This is a genomic window from Alkalibacterium sp. 20 (assembly GCF_001885615.1).
Classification (GTDB): Bacteria; Bacillota; Bacilli; order Lactobacillales; family Carnobacteriaceae_A; genus Alkalibacterium.
Genome location: NZ_LSRN01000025.1, coordinates 24965 through 42768 on the forward strand (window position 1 = coordinate 24965; position 17804 = coordinate 42768).

General features: G+C 36.0%; 14 protein-coding genes. 1 reads left to right on the forward strand and 13 read right to left on the reverse strand.

The window, feature by feature from the left end; all coding sequences use genetic code 11:
* Nucleotides 1-6: 6 nt before the first annotated feature.
* The 4 genes from AX762_RS04900 to AX762_RS04915 all read right to left on the reverse strand — a co-directional run bounded on the left by AX762_RS04900 (nt 7) and on the right by AX762_RS04915 (nt 5236).
* Complete coding sequence (locus AX762_RS04900; protein WP_071848042.1) at nt 7-1182, reverse strand: sugar ABC transporter permease; 1176 nt, start codon at nt 1180-1182, stop codon at nt 7-9.
* Nucleotides 1183-1194: 12 nt separating this feature from the next.
* Nucleotides 1195-2715: a sugar ABC transporter ATP-binding protein gene (locus AX762_RS04905; protein WP_071848043.1), complete on the reverse strand. Its 1521-nt coding sequence runs from the start codon at nt 2713-2715 to the stop codon at nt 1195-1197.
* A 91-nt stretch (nt 2716-2806) separates the two neighbouring features.
* The gene (locus AX762_RS04910) at nt 2807-3979 is read right to left on the reverse strand and encodes a sugar ABC transporter substrate-binding protein (RefSeq protein WP_071848044.1); all 1173 of its coding nucleotides are present in this window, start codon (nt 3977-3979) and stop codon (nt 2807-2809) included.
* Between the two features lie 219 nt (nt 3980-4198).
* The gene (locus tag AX762_RS04915) at nt 4199-5236 is read right to left on the reverse strand and encodes a hypothetical protein (protein ID WP_071848045.1); all 1038 of its coding nucleotides are present in this window, start codon (nt 5234-5236) and stop codon (nt 4199-4201) included.
* Nucleotides 5237-5586: 350 nt separating this feature from the next.
* Here AX762_RS04915 and AX762_RS04920 point away from each other — a divergent pair, with 350 nt between their 5' ends.
* The gene (locus AX762_RS04920) at nt 5587-6288 is read left to right on the forward strand and encodes an SDR family oxidoreductase (RefSeq protein WP_218162463.1); all 702 of its coding nucleotides are present in this window, start codon (nt 5587-5589) and stop codon (nt 6286-6288) included.
* Nucleotides 6289-6340: 52 nt separating this feature from the next.
* Here AX762_RS04920 and AX762_RS04925 read toward each other — a convergent pair whose 3' ends face one another.
* The 9 genes from AX762_RS04925 to AX762_RS04965 all read right to left on the reverse strand — a co-directional run bounded on the left by AX762_RS04925 (nt 6341) and on the right by AX762_RS04965 (nt 17751).
* Nucleotides 6341-8638: a glycoside hydrolase family 65 protein gene (locus AX762_RS04925; protein WP_071848047.1), complete on the reverse strand. Its 2298-nt coding sequence runs from the start codon at nt 8636-8638 to the stop codon at nt 6341-6343.
* Nucleotides 8639-9139: 501 nt separating this feature from the next.
* Nucleotides 9140-9838 carry a CpsD/CapB family tyrosine-protein kinase gene (locus tag AX762_RS04930; protein WP_083432808.1) on the reverse strand — a complete coding sequence of 233 codons (699 nt, stop codon included), beginning with the start codon at nt 9836-9838 and terminating at the stop codon, nt 9140-9142.
* Nucleotides 9831-10628 (reverse strand): YveK family protein, encoded by a 798-nt coding sequence (locus tag AX762_RS04935; RefSeq protein WP_071848049.1) that lies wholly within the window; start codon nt 10626-10628, stop codon nt 9831-9833. The genes AX762_RS04930 and AX762_RS04935 overlap by 8 nt, the downstream gene beginning before the upstream one ends.
* A 39-nt stretch (nt 10629-10667) precedes the next feature.
* The gene (locus AX762_RS04940) at nt 10668-11627 is read right to left on the reverse strand and encodes a glycosyltransferase (protein WP_071848050.1); all 960 of its coding nucleotides are present in this window, start codon (nt 11625-11627) and stop codon (nt 10668-10670) included.
* Nucleotides 11628-11661: 34 nt separating this feature from the next.
* Nucleotides 11662-13062: a hypothetical protein gene (locus AX762_RS04945; RefSeq protein WP_071848051.1), complete on the reverse strand. Its 1401-nt coding sequence runs from the start codon at nt 13060-13062 to the stop codon at nt 11662-11664.
* 29 nt (nt 13063-13091) lie between these two features.
* Nucleotides 13092-14276 (reverse strand): glycosyltransferase, encoded by a 1185-nt coding sequence (locus AX762_RS04950; protein ID WP_071848052.1) that lies wholly within the window; start codon nt 14274-14276, stop codon nt 13092-13094.
* A complete protein-coding gene (gene wecB, locus AX762_RS04955; RefSeq protein WP_083432810.1) occupies nt 14194-15384 on the reverse strand; it encodes a non-hydrolyzing UDP-N-acetylglucosamine 2-epimerase in 1191 nt (396 codons plus the stop codon). Before wecB ends, AX762_RS04950 begins: the two co-directional genes overlap by 83 nt.
* Nucleotides 15305-16516 carry a glycosyltransferase gene (locus AX762_RS04960; RefSeq protein ID WP_071848053.1) on the reverse strand — a complete coding sequence of 404 codons (1212 nt, stop codon included), beginning with the start codon at nt 16514-16516 and terminating at the stop codon, nt 15305-15307. Before AX762_RS04960 ends, wecB begins: the two co-directional genes overlap by 80 nt.
* Before the next feature lie 209 nt (nt 16517-16725).
* Nucleotides 16726-17751, reverse strand: a complete 1026-nt coding sequence (locus tag AX762_RS04965) for a GNAT family N-acetyltransferase (protein ID WP_177244037.1) — start codon at nt 17749-17751, stop codon at nt 16726-16728.
* Nucleotides 17752-17804 lie beyond the last annotated feature (53 nt).

A 17804-nucleotide genomic window follows, 5' to 3' on the forward strand; every position in this document is an offset into this window, starting at 1 on the left:
TTGTGCTTATTTCCCTCTTTTTCTTGTCATGACATCAAAGATAACCGCTCCTGCTAATACTCCACCACGAATCATATACTGATACGAGATACCGACACCCATCAAATTCATGCCATTAGTCAGAGATGCCATAACGATGGCACCAATAATAGCACCGGTTACTTTACCCACACCACCTGCTGATGAAACACCGCCTACATAAGCGGCTGCAATTGCATCGAGCTCGAATAACATTCCCGCTGTTGTCGTAGCGGATTGCAAACGGGATGTATACATGATCCCTGAGAGTGCAGCAAGCATGGACATAGAACCCATCACCATAAATGTAACTTTCTTAACGTTGATACCACTTAGGTGTGCAGCCTCGGGATTACTTCCCACAGCATATATTTGACGACCCAATACTGTTTTACTTGTGATGAAATGATAGATCATGGTGACTAACAGAACAATGATCACTGTCCATGAAAAGCCATTATATCCCGCCAAGATGATCGTAATATAGCCAATGATCAAAGAGAGAAACACCATTTTAAGTAAGAAAATCCCTGTAGAAACCACGTCGAAATTATATTTCTTTTTATCGCTTCTAGTTTTGATTTCACCATAAGAAAAAAACAAAATGGTAACGAATCCGATCAGCAATGTCAAAAGATGTAAATCATTGATTTTCGCAAGGGATGGAATGAAGCCATTACCGATCGCATTGAAAAAATCATTCTGGACAATTATTGTTCCTGTGCCAGCGGTCACTTGCAGCAACGCGCCCCTGAAAACCAACATCCCGGCCAACGTAGCGACGAAAGCAGGTATGCCTAACTGAGCGATAAGGAAGCCGTTAAAGAAACCGATTAAAATTCCGAGTAATAATATAATTGGAATAACGATGAAAACGGACAGCTCATATTGCATAAGTAATATGGCAGATACTGCTCCCAGAAAACCAGCTATATAACCTACCGATAAATCGATGTGACGTATGACGATGACAAGCGTCATACCCACTGCCAGAACTGCGATATAACCGGCTGAATCCAACATATTACTGATATTACGAGAGGACATGAACATGCCGTCTGTCAACAGATTAAACACAATCATGATGAAAAAGAGCGCTATGAACATGCCGTAATCTCGGATGTTTTCTTTTATTAACATTTTTGCTTCATTCACTAATTTCATTCGTTTATCCTCCTATTGTGTCGCAAGTTCCATGATACTTTCCTGATTGGCTTCTTGAGCCTTGACTTCGCCTTTAATTTCGCCTTCAGCCATGACATAGATCCGGTCACTCATCCCTAATATTTCGCCCAATTCTGAAGAGATCATAATAATACTCATTCCACGGCTGATCAATTCATTCATGACAGTATAAATCTCAAACTTAGCCCCTACATCAATGCCACGGGTCGGCTCATCCAAGATCAATATGTCAGGTGAACTAAAAAGCCATTTGCTGATAGAAACTTTTTGCTGATTCCCGCCACTAAGCTTCCCAACTAGCTGATCAATCGACGATGACTTGATATGGATGGAATTTTTGTAACTTTCAGCTACGGTGACTTCTTCGTTGCTATTGAGTATCCCTTTACTTGACACACCTTTTAAATTTGCTGCCGTAATATTATTAGTGATGTTTTGGGTCAGAAACAATCCATTTCCCTTACGATCTTCGGTCACATAGGCGATACCTTCTTTGATTGCATCACTCGTATGCCGGAAATTTTTTTCCTCATTATTAAGTAAAAGCGTTCCTTTTAATTTGTAACTTCTTGGATTTCCAAACATACTCAAGGCAAGTTCGGTCCTTCCTGAACCCATTAAGCCAGCAAGACCAATGATCTCACCTTTTTTCAAATTTATATCCGCTTTTTTCACAACAAAGCGTCCTAACTGCTGATCATAAGCCGACCAGTCTTTGAGTTCCAGAATAGTCTCTCCAAAGTGGTTTTCAGGTCTCTTTGGAAAGATATCACTCAACTCTCGACCCACCATATGTTTGATTATCGTGCGTTCGTTCACTTCCCCTTTGCTTGCATCCAGAGTACAGATGGTCTGACCATCACGGAGTACAGTCACTTTATCCGAAATCGTTACTACCTCTTTTAATTTATGGGTGATCATGATGCAGGTGATCCCCTGATTTTTCAGCGCTTTTATCAACTCTAATAAATTGGCACTGTCATCTTCATTAAGTGCTGCGGTAGGTTCGTCTAAAATCAGAAGTTGAACGTCTTTGCTCAATGCCTTGGCAATTTCAATCAATTGTTGTTTTCCGACGCCTAGATCTTTTATTAGTGTTTCAGGTTTGACTTTTAAATTGACTTTCTTCAACATTTCCTTGGATTTTATAATGGTTTGATTCCAGTTGATAATGCCGCCAGTCTTGACTTCGTTTCCAATGTAAATATTTTCATATACCGGTAAATCCGGAAACAGGGCCAGTTCCTGATAAATAATGGCAATACCCGCTCTTTCACTATCATTGATAGTGTTGAACTGCTGTACTTTCCCATCCAATACGATATCGCCTTCATATTCCCCGTACGGATACACGCCACTCAATACTTTCATCAACGTGGATTTCCCTGCACCATTTTCGCCAACCAGACAGTGGATCTCACCTTTTTCCACTTGAAAAGTGACGTTGTCCAGGGCTTTTACACCAGGAAATTCTTTAGTTATGTTATGCATTTCAAGAATATTCTCAGCCATAAATCCTCCCACCTTCATTAAAATACATTTAGAACAAGAAATAGTGATAGCAAGCTATCACTATTTCTTATTTCTATTGTTATCAATAAGTTTAGTCTAAACCTGTAAACTCATCTGCTTCATAATAACCAGAATCAATTAATTCAGCTTGTACATTCTCTTCATCTACAACAATGACTTCTGATTGCATTGCTTCTACTTCTTTGACACCATTATCATATGACCCAGTTGTTTCAGGTGTGTCGCCATCTAATAATGTGATAGCCATACCCATAGCATCTTCAACTAGTCGTCTTACATCCTTGAATACTGTCATAGATTGTTTGCCATCAATGATATATTGAATAGAAGCTTTTTCTGCATCTTGGCCTGTTATAATATAACTTGTAATATCATTGTCTGAAGCAAATGTATCAGCGATCGAACGAGCTGTGCCATCATTAGGAGCTAGGATAGATATGTCTCCTTTAAGATCATCTCCTGCTGAAGTCAAATGTGTTTGAGCTTTATTGATTGCTTCGTTAGGATCCCAGTTTGTTGTGATTTGACCCATGATGCTGCCCATTTCGTCACGTGTCAATTCAGCAGTGTCTGACAAAGCTTCTGCCTCACTTGAATTGGCAATCACAAATGTTCCATCAGCAATTTTAGGTTGAAGCACTGACCATGCACCTTCAAAGAAAAGGAACGCATTATTGTCAGATGATGCTCCTGCATATAGATACAAAGGAATGTCTGATCCTTCTGCACTGTCGATCAAATATTGCCCCTGAGCTTCACCAACAGCTAAACTATCGAAAGTAACGTAGTAATCAACTGCTTCTGTACTTGTTATCAAACGGTCATACGCGATGACTGTAATGCCTTCATCAGCTGCTGCTTGAGCTGCTGCCCCTGCTGCGTCACCATCATGTGGACTCATAATCAAAACGTCGATCCCCTTGCTGACTAATGTTTCCACGTTTTGTAATTCATTTGCTGCTGAACCCTGACTGAACAAAATTTCTGTCGTATAGTCTGAATCGGATAAGGCATCCATGAATCGTTGTTCATCTTGTACCCAACGAGGTTCATCACGAGTTGGTAAAACTATTCCAACATCCAGTCCACCATTGGAATCAGTATCTGAATCAACTTCTTCGGTTGTGTCCTCATCTGTCGTTTCTGTAGCTTCTCCTTCAGTGTCTCCATTACATCCAGCCAAAACGAAACTTAATAGCCCCGTCATAAATAATAGTCTTGTACCCTTTACCATGTTTAACATATTCTTGCCCCTCTCACTATTTTTGTATCTATGTTTAGTTTAGTCACCATAACCAATCTTTGAAAGCGCATACTATAGCAAATTATTAATATTACCTGTATTTTTTTAATATAGCTTAAACGAAAGTTCATATATATCTTTTTGATTAAATGGAAATAAAAAACAGCCGCTGAAAGGGTGATTTGCTCCTTCCAGCGACTGCCTATAGACTATTGTAATTTAAAGTTCATCGAGATGCTTAATATAAAAATCGAGAATGGGATTCGCCATGTCTCGCTGTTCGCCTTGCCAGTGAAACATGCTCAAAGGACCTGGACTAAATTCGATTTCTGTAAGAACATAATTAGTCGCATTAGGTTCTTCAGTGATGTCGTCCGCAATGACATCTACGCCGCCATAATGAAACCCGGGGACAGCCTGTATAGCTTTGATAGCTAGTTCGTTGAATTTTGGATGAACAGTATCAGTAAAATCGATGCCTTCTCCACCACTTGCAATATTCGATTCATCACGAATGACAATAGCTTCATCTTTTTGAGGAATTGTTTCTAACGTACGTCCTTCTCTAAATAGTCGTCCAAGTTTTGTTTTATCTGTAGGAATTAAAAAATTCTTTAAATCCCGATCTTTGGATCGACGTTCATTTTTTTCTTGAATCAATTCAAAGATGGTGTGTTCTCCATCACCGGTCACATTTGCACGTGCACGTTTTGAAACAGCCAGCACTTCTCCGTCAACAACGTAAAAACGATAATCATCTCCATCAAATTGTTTTTCGATCAGGATTCGCTCAAAATCATTTCCTATCAGCATCGAAATTTTATCAAGATGGCGGTCTAGTGATTCATCACTGTAAACATTTGTATAGACGCCTTCTCCTCGTGATAAATTGTTTGGTTTCAAAACTACGGGATAGCCTATTTTATTCGCAAAGGCTTTTATTTCTTCACTTTCAAAAACTCTCAAGTAAATCGACTCGGGTGTTCGAACATTTTCATTTTTGATCAATGCCCTTGCCAGATACTTGTCATCCACGATCCTCATCATGGCTGCGGATGAGAGCGGTCCATTCATATCTCTAAATAATAACTCTTTTCCTTCTATTGTCACTATCATCGTATCAAAGGTCAATCGTTCAACCTTATACCCACGTTTGCGTGCCGCTTCTTCCAGTAATGTAGATTTCAGGCCTTCTCTCGTTTCAAATTCCATTTCTTCTTTTTTAACTTCTTCAATTTGAGTTGTTTCTAAATTCATCACTTCTTTTTCCTCCAAACATCTTTTTAGGTGACACTTTACGCTTAAATCTCAACACATACTATCTTAACATAATTCCTTAATTTTTTTCATTTTTAACACTCTGCTACTATCCAAGAAAACGACTGAGAAAATTGTCATATTCAGTCTAAGACATTCTCTTTAAATAACTATTAAGCTTATTGCTCAAGATGAGAATAAACGCATTCGATAAATCTTTAAAACCTTTAACCTATAGTCTTATTGTCTCTCGTTTCAATACTTAATCTGATGCTTTTGTCGTTATCGTTGCTAAAATCCGATATATTTGATACTTTTATACTATGAAATACATATTGAGGGAGGAAAAAATGATGGAGTCGAAACATGTTGTTATTACTGGCGCCGGCAGTGGCTTAGGTGCTTCACTTGCGCTGAAATATTCGGAAATGGGTTATCATGTCACGCTACTCGGTCGAACATTCAGTAAATTAAGACACGTGGCGGATAAGATGGAGACTGATAAGGTTTCAGTCTATACCGTTGATGTGTCATCAGCAGAAGAAGTTACCAATGTCTTTACTCAAATAAAAGACGACAACGGTAACATCGATATATTAGTGAACAATGCTGGCGTCGGTATCTTCGATGATGCAGAAAATATCCCATCAGATTCAGTCGATCAAATGATCGATATCAACTTAAAGGGAACGATATATTGTACACAGGCTGTTCTACCTGAAATGAAAGAAAGAAATGAAGGCACCATCATTCAAGTCATATCTACAGCTGGTAAAAAAGGTAAACCTTCTGAATCGGTCTATTGCGCAAGCAAGTTTGGTGTCCGAGGATTTACAGAAAGCATCGTAAAAGAGTTGAGTGATACAGACATTCATGTTTTAGCTGCTTACATGGGTGGGATGAAAACCAGTTTCTGGGATGATATCTATACTGCAGAAGAAATCAAACATCTCATGGACCCAGATGATGTCGCTGATATTATCCTGGCAAATGTAAAAGCAAGAAAATACCTCACCGTTCCTGAAATCGTCATAAAAAATCATAAGCTGTAAAAAAAGAAGGTGTTGACCAGTAACGGTCAGCACCTTTTTCAATGTTCGGTTTTCACTTCAAGTATTTTTCTTCATCAAAGTGTCTGATGGTTAAAGTTTCACCTTTCAGTAAATTATAGTCAGTACCTTCGTGATTGATAGAAACTTGAATCACTCGACCATGGAACTGCACTTTGAAGCTTACAGCGGTCCAGTTTTTCGGCAAGCGTGGTGAGAAGTGTAAGGTATCTTTAACTAAATGCATACCTCCAAAACCATAAACTATACTCATCCACGTCCCGCCCATATTAGCTGCATGGACGCCATCTTTGGTATTACTTTGCAAATCCGTCAAATCCATCAAGGCCGTATCCATGAAGTAACCATAAGCTTTATCCAGATCACCTAAGTGACTTGCCATCATGCCAAATATAGAACGAGATAAGGATGAATCATGGGTCGTTACCGCTTCATAATAGGCGTAATCACGTTTCTTTTGACTATGAGAAAACTCATCGGAGAACAGGAATTCAGCCAAGACGGTGTCCGCTTGTTTGTTAACCTGATAACGATAAATCGTTAATGGATGATAATGCAAAAGTAATGGGAAGTTGTCCTTTGGTGTATTCTCAATGTCCCATACCTCTTTATGGAAGAAACTGTCATCCTGCATCGTGAGTTCTTGTTCCTCATCATAAGGCAGGAACATCTTTTCAGACGCTTTTTTCCAATTCTCCAGTTCACTTTTCTGGAAATTTATTTTCTCCAGTACCATTTCTCCAATTACATCATTTGACTCAAGGGCTTCTTCAACCATCTCGATGGCATAGTTAAAATTATGCTTAGCCATCAGATTAGTATAATAGTTGTTGTTAACAATTGCTGTATATTCGTCTGGTCCAGTCACACCATTCAGAACAAATGCACCGTTTCTTTTTTTGTCATAGTGTCCCCACCCAGCGTAGAATCGAGCGGTTTCTACTAGGATTTCTAATCCCTCGTTCATACCAAAGGCTTGATCACCAGTAACTTTAATATACGTGTGGACGGCATGAGCGATATCACCATTAATATGAATTTGGGCTGTTCCCGCGGGATAGTATGCACTTGCTTCTTTACCATTGATGGTCCGCCAGGCAAAAAGCGCCCCGTTATCGATTGCCATCTCTCTTGCTCTTTCTCTCGCTTGCGGCAGAATCGTATACCGATAATTTAGCAAATTTTCAGCAATTTCAGGTTGTGTATATAAGAAAAAGGGCAACATATACATTTCCGTATCCCAGAAATAATGACCCTCATAGCCTTCGCCAGTCAAACCTTTGGCAGACATATTACGTAGCCCGTCACGCCCGGCAGCTTGGTGTAAATGGAACAAGTTGAAACGCAGGCCGACTTGAATTTCGTCATCACCCTCTATCTGGATATCAGATATGCTCCAGAAAGCCTTCATAAATTGTATGTGCTGCTCTTTTATTTCATCAAACCCGAGTTTTGCAACGTCATCAAGGAGATCTGAAATGCGTTCAGCCTCTGATTCATTTTTTGAGCCATCATCAAATATGTTGCCATACGCAACAAAACGTTCCAGCGTAACTGATCGATCTTTAGCGGTTTCCATTGACCAATTTTCGGAACCGTTTATGAAGCGTGACTTAACTGACGAATCAGATAAGTTGTTTTTTTCACCTACGATAAGATGCAAGTGCGTGTTATTCGTTTTGATATGCAACATTTGATTTTCTGAACCTTCTATTCTTTCTGACTGAAACTGTCGTTCCTTTTGTGCTTTGATGCGCGGATCATTGCTTTCTTCCTCTGATACCATACCCATATGTTCTAAATCATCAAGGGTCGCAGCGACTTGGAGCTCACATCCGGTATCATGAGGTGTCAACGTTATTTTTTGGGCTAACAGTTCTGGATAGTTATACGATACGAAACGCTCGATTTTGACATCCAGCTGATGGCCTTTCGTATTTTTCCAGCTGAATGTTCTCGTAAGTACCCCCTGTTTTAAATCCAGTTGACGTTTATGGTTGGTCGTCTTTCCCGAATCAAGATCGAACATTTCATTATCTAGCTTAATCGCCAGCTTTTTGCCGTTAGGCACTGGAATCACGGTTTGATGCTCCTCAGCATAACCATATGCCCATTCCCCATATTGAATCGGTTCACTGTCATAAAAAGCATTCACTAACGTCGCTTCACTGTGGCTATACTCTCTCGTACGTTCAGCTTCTTCTAAACTCCCACGTGTACCAAAATGGCCATTGGATAAAGCAAACAACGTCTCATTCTGTTTGATCGTTTTCTCGGAAGTACCTTCTTCGGTAAGTATCCATTTAGAATCTTTTGTAATTAATGGAATCATATTAAGCTCCTTTCATATTGTTCAATAGTATATCTACAATTGCATTAATTATAGAACAGACACTCGGTTAAAAGCAAAAGATAAGAAATGTGACTGTCAGCAAACAAAAACACACGTCTATTAATAAATTAATAGACGTGTGTTTTGTTATATTATTTTAACAGGGAGCGTATTCAATGTTTATTAAAAAAATCAAAAGACTACTGATTTCCCTCGTACGGTGCATTACAAAATGTTTTATTATTTAAATAATCATAGAAGATAGGACACTTCATTCTGTGAATTTATGGCTCTTAGTGATGATTGAAGTTCAAACGACTATTTTGCTATTAATACAGATGTTTATCAACGATCCGATTTAGTACTTTAATGTCGTCTATTAATAAATAAAAAACACTATTTTCTACCGATAAAATTTAGAATTACTATTATTTCTCGATAGATTTTCGTTTCAGCTCTATATAATCTAATCATACTTTATAAATAAAGCATGATTTAAGACTATTCATTAGTTCTATAATATCCATAATCATTACTTTTGATTTTTTTCTTTTCGTTAAATACCGTACCGATAACATTAGCATTTACTTTTTTAAGCTGTTCTTTAGCTTTTATTAATTTATGTCTTTCTGCCAATCCATTTCTTACAACAAATACCGTTCCGTCAATTTTACTTGCTAATATTTGAGCATCTGTAACAGCGATTACTGGGGGGGCATCGAAAATGATGATATCAAAATGTTCTTTTGTTGTTTCTATAAAATCGGTCATCCTTTGAGAAGCTAACAATTCGGAGGGGTTAGGCGGAACTAAACCGCTAGTCAATACATGTAAATTCTCTTTATATGGTTTATCAAGTATTAGTGAAAGGGACGGTTCAGATCCAATTAAAAATGAGGTTAAACCTCTATTATTTGGAAGACCAAATTTCCGATGTAAACTTGGTCTTCTTAAATCAGCATCTACCAGTAATACTTTTTTTCCCTGTGTTGAAAAAATAACTGCTAGATTAGCAGCGATTGTTGATTTTCCTTCACTAGACACTGAAGACGTGATAAGGATTGTTTTGAAAGACCGATCAAACATTGAAAATTGAATATTCGTGCGCAAGGTACGAAACTCTTCAGATATAATAGAATGTGGTGAATTAATAGTAACTAAATCAACATCGTTATAAATTTCTTCTCTCTTATTATACACGACTCGCATCCTCCTTATAAGCTGTCTTTTTTTGTATAGATTCTTCTTTATTAGAATCCTTTTCAATTTTTTCTTTTGGAATTTCTTGAGGCATTTCTTTCTGCATGCTCTTGAATTCCTTGTAATTAATTTCAGTTATAAATCCTAAATTATTCCATCCAAGCAGTTCAGAAACTGTTTCTTCATCGTATACTTTTTTATCCTTTACATAAATAGTTAACGAAATAACTATTCCTGATAAAAAACCGAGAAAAGTGCCGAATACGATATTTATAAGCACTCTCGGTGATACTGGATTAATATCAGGACGTGCTGGTGAGAGGATAGAGACATTTTCTACGTTTAATATGGTTCCAACATTTTGTTGAAAAGTTTCAGCAATCAAATTAGTCGTTTCTGCTGCTTGTTCAGGTGAATCTCCTAAAACACTTATACCAAATATTTGGGAGTCATTATTAATTTGAATCGTAATATTATTTCTTAATTTATTCTCACTAATATCAAAAGATAAATTTTCTATTACTTCATCTAAAACAACTGGATCATTGATAATATCACGATAAGTATTAATTAGTTGAATATTTGTTTGAATATCTCCCAATTCGACGCTCTCTTCTCCTACATAATTACGCGAAACGATCATTCGAGTTACTGATGCATACTGAGGAGAAAGTACATAGTTAGTTACACCATAGCTGACCAACAATCCAAGTAAAGATGCGAGTACAATCCATATCCATTTTTTTCTAATAATACTTACAAATTTGAAAAAATCTATACTCTCTTTCATCTTCTTCCCCTCCTACTTTTGACTACTCTCAGGATTTAATTACCCAATTTTGTTTTGTCTAATGAATTGGCTAACCTTTAGTGACGCAGGGATATAATAGCCTATATTTAATTTTGCTTTTTCTACGATACTTAATTTCTTGTAAAAAAATTTTAATTCTTCTGTTTTTACTCCTTTCAAGTCATATAGTGCTCTATTTAGGTTAAATCTATTTTTCAATATTTGTTTATTAATTACCTCAATATATTTGTATTCTGTATAAACATTTAATTTATAAAGCCAGCTTTCCATTTTACTGAAATGATCCTTCAACGATTCTGGCGTTTTCATCAAATTGTGTGTCCAGGAATTTTCAACTAATACTCTGTACGCTGACATAATATCCTCAAAGTAATAAACATCGCCTTTTAATGATAACCATATAGTTAATGGATAGTCACCTACTGGAGCATCATATATAAATTCTGGAACATTCAGGACGTGTTTTTTCAAGTAAAACATAGAGTTTGTGCTGAAAACATTGTCCTTTTCAATAATTTCATCTGTTGAAAAATAGCGACTAGTTGAAGCAGCTATTAAAGGTTCAACCTCTTTTTCGTCTGAGGCTTTTACACGCATTGCGCCATGCATTGACAAACTACAATCAGGATGAGTTTCCATAAAGTCAAATTGTCTTTGTAGCTTTGATGAATCTGTCCAAAAATCATCTCCTTCACACTCCGCAATGTATTTCCCCTCAGCTTTTGGAATCAAAAACTCATCAACGACAGATACACCCTGAGAATATTGATTGACCTTCTGATAAACTGGTTTTATTATATTCGGATAGGCTTTTTTATACTCATTGATAGCTTCAGCTGTTTTATCTGTTGAAGCATCATCGTGTATTAATATCTCGTAAGCAAAATTGGTATCTTGAGCAGTAAAACTTTCTAAAGCTCTGGAAATGTATTTTTCTTGATTAAATGTTGCGCAGCATATACTAACCATGACTTCCATATAAACCATCCATTCTATTTTTTTATTTTGTAACTTAACTACTCTCGGCAATTAATTTTATAGGTGCTTTTGCTAATAGTTCCGGACTATCATTCACGCCTAGGACAAGTGTTAGGATAACTAAAAACACATGTACACCAAAGTAATCCATAACAAATGAATCAAGAGAAAAATTAGCAAACACAATGATGAAAAGTGGAATGCTTGAGAGACTGAGTATAGAGAATGAGGATTTTACATTAAGGTTGTTTTTTAATTGGATATACAAAGCAATAAACAAAATCATAAATACAAGTAATCCGACAATGCCAAGATAATACCATGCTATGAGATACATATTGTGAGAAAGTTTATCATTGAAAAAATGATCGGAGATTCCATCTCCAATAAATAGTATTTGAGGATTACTCGTTATTTCATAGTAATAACTTAACCATATAGCACTTCTTCCTGACGTTATTGAACTAGCATTATTCCCTTCAGAAAAAAACCTGAAAAAGTAAGCTTGATAAAAAAAGTCATAAAAAATATAAGTAGTCAGTCCTAAGACGCTGGAGAATGAGAGTAAATAATACAATCCTTGTTTTATGTTATCTTTTAACAATATAATTAGAACGCTTATTATCAATACAGCAAAACTAATGATGAACATTTTTGAAAAGGTGAGAAGTCCCATAATAGAGAGGATAAATATATAGATGTAAGATAAGACTTTTTGATTATTAGTCAATTTTACTTGATTCGAAAATACTATGATTAATAAACATGCGATTGCAATTAATACTTGAATAGAGAAATAATTTGGATCCATATCCAAACCGGTAAAGCGCGTGTATAAATTATCCGTTGTATTCATCGTATGAAGAACAGTAAAACTCGTGATGTAATTTTCAATAGCAGGAATACTGTTACCCAAAAAACTCACTCCACCTGACACAGTTAGACCCAATGCATGAAACAGGATATAGTGAGGAATAACCTTTTTATCAAGTACAAATAATGTTGCAAAATAGATAACAACAAAATTTAACAGGAAACTTAGAATGCTGACAGTCGATGCACTACTGTTGATCAATAATGAAAAGAAACTATAGATAAAGACACTAACAATCGTGATGATATAAAAGATTGAAATCCGAGTTTTATACAAGAGAATATAAACAGCAACAACAACACAGTATAATGCGGACAGTACTGTAATCAATGACATCTGGTTAAAATAAAATTTGATTACATAGGCCCAAGGAACAAAATACAGGATATATAAAATCTTGTTTTCGATTTTATCATTGATGATCCCTATTGATACCAGTATTAAAAATAGTATTAAGAATATTTGGCTCCCTGTCATCATTTTCAATATGACGAGTAAACTCCCGAATAGACATATACCGGTACTTAAGTTCAGAGAATATTTTTGTTTGGTCAGTTTCAAACTTTTCACCTCCCCATATTCTAAATACTTTAATTTTTCAGAATATTAAATAACTGATCTGTCGCTAATTGATTGGATACAGGACTGGATTGAATATTAGCTTTCAACTCATCTAAGGAGTTCGGCTTTTCCAATATTTTTTTTAAATGAGTGAAGATGCTTTCCACATTCATTTCAGTAACTATCCCGTTTACGCCATGTTTTACTTGTTCTTTTACAGCTGCATAAGGTGTAGTTAATACTGGAACGCCTAATATAAATGCTTCTTGTATTACCATTGGAAACCCTTCATAGTTGGAGGTTAGAATGAACAAGTCACTTTCAGCAATATATGGATAAGGATTAGCTCGTGATCCTATATAGTCCACTCGATTTGTCAAACCAGCTTCATTGATTTCTTTACGATTTTTTTCTAAGTCAGGACCATCCCCTACAATTATCCACTTATAATTTTTCAAACTTTCTTTTTCGAGCATCCGGCATACTTCTGAAATTCTTCTTAAATTTTTTGAACCGTTCTCAACTCTTGTTACAGTAACAAACGTTAAGAAAGATGGATTAATTTCAATATTCTGTTTCAATTCTGCTTTTTCTTGAATTTCTTCAATAGGAAAAAGATTATATACCGTTTTGATTTTATGAGAGAATTCTGGTAAAAATTCTTTAAATTTCTCGGCACAAGCATTGGAAACACAAATAAGTGCAGTAAATCCTTCGTATAATTTCCTGCTCGTTTCTTTTTCAAATCCTGCTTCAATTGGATCGGTATGAATCCATGCTAGTTTGGCAGGAGACTCTACATAATCCAGAACATATTGATTGGTCCCCTGATTGAAGTGAGAATGAGGCACGTCGTTGAAATAGGATATGGCAATATCATAAGGACCTAATACTTTCTGCTTTTTGAATAACCAGTTATAAAAGCGAGTCGATCCCATCAATCTAACCATTATCATTAATAATATGCGATAAATGATGTCCATCTTTTTTTTGCTTTTCAAAACCTCTCGAAAAGGTGTAGCAACTAATCTCAGTGCTTTGCTTCCCTGATATAAACGAGCTAAATTTGACACTTCCTTGACAAGTTCGCCTTCGCCAAACAGGAACACGTCCAATTCAAATTCTTCCCTATTAATTAAAGTCTTCACGAGATTGACGAGCGCTGTTTGTACGCCCCCTATCTGTAAATTTTGACCGACTAATAGAATTTTCATTCCATTCCCACCTCCTGCCTGTTTGAATAATATCTGCTATGCGGTCGCTTGCATAACCATCACCATAAGGATTTGAAGCTTTACTCATTTTAAGATACTGGTTTGTATCCGTTAAAAGTATTCTACATTCTCTATAAATTTCTTCTTCATTAGTTCCGACCATTTTCAAGGTCCCTGCTTTAATTCCTTCAGGTCGTTCAGTCGTATCTCTCAAAACCAGGACAGGTTTGCCTAACGATGGCGCTTCTTCTTGAATGCCTCCACTGTCAGTGAGAATAATGTAAGCTTTAGCTAAAAAGTTATGAAAATCGACGACTGTGAGGGGTTCAATTAATCGGATTCTTTTATGATTTCCAATCACCTCATTCGCTATCTCGCGTACTAATGGATTTAGATGAACCGGGTAAATCACTTTGGTGTCGGGAATATCGTCTACGATACGTTTAATTGCTTTAAAAATGTTTCGGAGCGGCTCGCCAATGTTCTCTCTACGATGAGCGGTCACCATTATGAGTCTTGAGTCCTCTGCCCAATCTAACTGATCGTGTCTGTAATCTGGGTATACAGTCGTTCTTAATGCATCAATTGCTGTATTACCGGTTATGAAAATTGAAATTGGATCTTTACCTTCATTGATTAAATTAACTTTGGCTCTTTTAGTCGGAGCAAAATGATAATTAGCAATTATTCCGACTGCCTGACGATTAAATTCTTCAGGATAGGGTGAATTGATGTTGTATGTTCTAAGTCCAGCTTCTACATGACCAACAGGTATTTTTAAGTAATAACAGGCTAAAGCTGTAACAAAAGTTGTGGATGTGTCTCCATGAACTAACACTAAATCTGGTTTCTCAATATCGAGTACGTTTTTAATCTTTTCAAGTATTGTGATGGTTATATCAAATAATGTTTGGTTGCTTTTCATGATTGACAAGTCATAATCCGGTTTCACATTAAACGTGTCTAAAACCTGTTCCAGCATCTCTTTATGCTGACCGGTCACGCATACTTTAGTAACGAACTCTTTTTTAGATAGAAGAACGTTTACTAACGGGCACATTTTTATTGCTTCTGGTCTCGTTCCAAAGACTACCATAATTTTTTTCATTGTCTTCCTCCATACTCTTATATATTGATAGCAACCGTCTTTCCATCTCTTCCCATGAAAATTTAGTTTTGTAATACTGTTTCATTTTCTTGGATATCTCCGAAAATGACTGTTTTTCATTGGCCAGTTGCTTTAAAGCAGTTTGCAGATCGTCTTTATTGAAATCAATTACTTTGCCAAACTGTTCTGCTGAAACAATTGAATCTAATCCAGTATTTCTAGCCATGATTAACGGTTTCCCCAGCATTAAAGCTTCATAAAATTTATTTGGTGCAGCATATACATGGTTAGGCACCGAAGGATCGTAAAGGGCAGTAATAATATCGCAGCTCTTCTCAAGTTGTAATGTTTTATCATATGGCAGTTTCCCATAAAAATGTATGTTAATGTAGCGCTGACTCATATCATTTATATAGTTTCCTAACTGTCCAAAGCCACCAATATGAAGTTCCAACTCATTATTTTCTGATACGACATCGACTAATTCTTTGATCATTCTTCCCTCTTGAAATATGCCTATATAGGCAATCGACAGTTTTTCTTTGTCAACCATGAAAGAATTGACACCCAAAGGAAGATCATATGGTGTGTTATGAATGATTGTTAACTTTTTCGGCTTGGATAAAGCAATTTGATTTTTTCTTTGTTCGGTGCAAATAATGGTATGAGAAGATTGATTGATTGTTTTTATATCTGCTTTTTCTATTATTTTTCTTAATTTTTGAGGAACGGTAAATGAATCTACATAATAGTCGAAAATATCGTAGACCATTTCCTTTTGAAGCTTTCGAGCGACTTTACCAGCTACAAAAGCTGTATCAAAATCGCATGCATGAATGACATCATACTCAAATTGATTTTTGATCAGCCATTTACGTATGGCCAGTTGAAAAAGCAGTAACGCCTTAATGTTTTTTTTGAATCCGCCTCCAAAACTTGCATGAATACCAAAATGAGTGATTTTACATGCAGTATTTTTCAAAACTAATGTTGTTTTTCTTTCTTTATAACTATACTCTCGATCCCAAGCAATGATTTGCACGTGATGCCCGTTTTGTATTAAAGAATTGACTTCTTTTTCTACCCTGGAATCTGGAGATATTGGGTTGGAACGAATAAACACAATTTTCATCAATTATTCCTCCTATGCGGTAAAAGTGCGATTCATTAATACTTATTAAAATCAGCAGCGAAACGTTTGTTTTTATATCTTTGTCTAGCATAATCTAAAATGAAATACACAGTAGCATATGTCACTCTATTTCCATTATTGTGTTTATTTTGATTATTACTCACTGCTTCAATGCTTCTTTTAATAACATACAAGTCAATACCACGAATCTATTTTGTGCGATATAAAGGGAAAAAAGATTCATCAGGAGAAATAATCACTTCTTGTCTTCGGCTTTCTAACAATTGATCATAAATATTTTTATCATAGATTTTTTTACCAACGTAGAAAGGATAGATTCCTTCTTTATCAAATTTCTTCTTGAAGCGAAACAGATTATCTTCCCCTTTCATTCCTCCGCCGATTATATAGTATTGAAGTCCATTATTTTTTAACCAGTTCATTGTTTCATATTCTAGAAACGTACTTGTACCATAGGATAAATACTCTGATGATGTTCCACCTAAAAATCCGAATCCATATTTTGAACCGATCAGTGTTAAAAATGACGAGATAACTTTTCCCTCTAAAATTGCCTGCGAGAATACATAATGCCCTTTTAGTTTTTGTTGTAATTCATGGAAAAATGAGGAATTAAAATAATAATAGTCTGATGCATCATTCCTCTTCATTGTTTCTGTATATATTCTTATAAATTCAGATAACGCCTCATCTGAAGTATGAAATTCAGCAGATAATCCATTGCTTTTTGCATGTCTGACACTTGTCCTCACTGATTTGTGCATGTTTTGATCTAATGGAGCAGATAAATCTCTCACGACATTTGGACCGATAAATTCTAGTTTTCCATCAAAATATTCGGTAGCTTCTTTACTCTCAATAACGTGGAATCGATAAAAAGCACTCACAATTTGATTTTTTGAACACTCTTCAGCAAAAGCAGCATTATATTGTTCAAATAATTTTTCGGGATTATTTGCTTCTCTGATGATTGGTCCTCCGTATCCATAGGCACTCGTTATATCATAATATGTTTTACCATTAAGTTGGATTGGAATCTCTCTTTTTATATATGAATGTTCAATCTCACCATACTCACTTCTAAAGTGAAAAGTCTTTGCTTCACCCTTTTCTTTTTTCTCGTATAATTGAACGTATTCGAGACTTAAACACATATCTGTATAAATTCTTTTTTCTTCATATTTTTCAGGCTTATCATTCATCTGATTTTGCATGTTTAGTTCCATAATTCACACTCCTATTGAATTAGATAGTCTTTGATTTATTT

Coding starts and splice junctions, on each gene's coding strand:
- AX762_RS04965 (WP_177244037.1), bottom strand. CDS start 17,751: ATGCAAAATCAGATGAATGATAAGCCTGAAAAATATGAAGAAAAAAGA.
- AX762_RS04925 (WP_071848047.1), bottom strand. CDS start 8,638: ATGATTCCATTAATTACAAAAGATTCTAAATGGATACTTACCGAAGAA.
- AX762_RS04940 (WP_071848050.1), bottom strand. CDS start 11,627: ATGGAAGTCATGGTTAGTATATGCTGCGCAACATTTAATCAAGAAAAA.
- AX762_RS04900 (WP_071848042.1), bottom strand. CDS start 1,182: ATGAAATTAGTGAATGAAGCAAAAATGTTAATAAAAGAAAACATCCGA.
- AX762_RS04935 (WP_071848049.1), bottom strand. CDS start 10,628: ATGAAAGAGAGTATAGATTTTTTCAAATTTGTAAGTATTATTAGAAAA.
- AX762_RS04960 (WP_071848053.1), bottom strand. CDS start 16,516: ATGAAAATTGTGTTTATTCGTTCCAACCCAATATCTCCAGATTCCAGG.
- AX762_RS04910 (WP_071848044.1), bottom strand. CDS start 3,979: ATGTTAAACATGGTAAAGGGTACAAGACTATTATTTATGACGGGGCTA.
- wecB (WP_083432810.1), bottom strand. CDS start 15,384: ATGAAAAAAATTATGGTAGTCTTTGGAACGAGACCAGAAGCAATAAAA.
- AX762_RS04905 (WP_071848043.1), bottom strand. CDS start 2,715: ATGGCTGAGAATATTCTTGAAATGCATAACATAACTAAAGAATTTCCT.
- AX762_RS04920 (WP_218162463.1), top strand. CDS start 5,587: ATGATGGAGTCGAAACATGTTGTTATTACTGGCGCCGGCAGTGGCTTA.
- AX762_RS04950 (WP_071848052.1), bottom strand. CDS start 14,276: ATGAAAATTCTATTAGTCGGTCAAAATTTACAGATAGGGGGCGTACAA.
- AX762_RS04915 (WP_071848045.1), bottom strand. CDS start 5,236: ATGAATTTAGAAACAACTCAAATTGAAGAAGTTAAAAAAGAAGAAATG.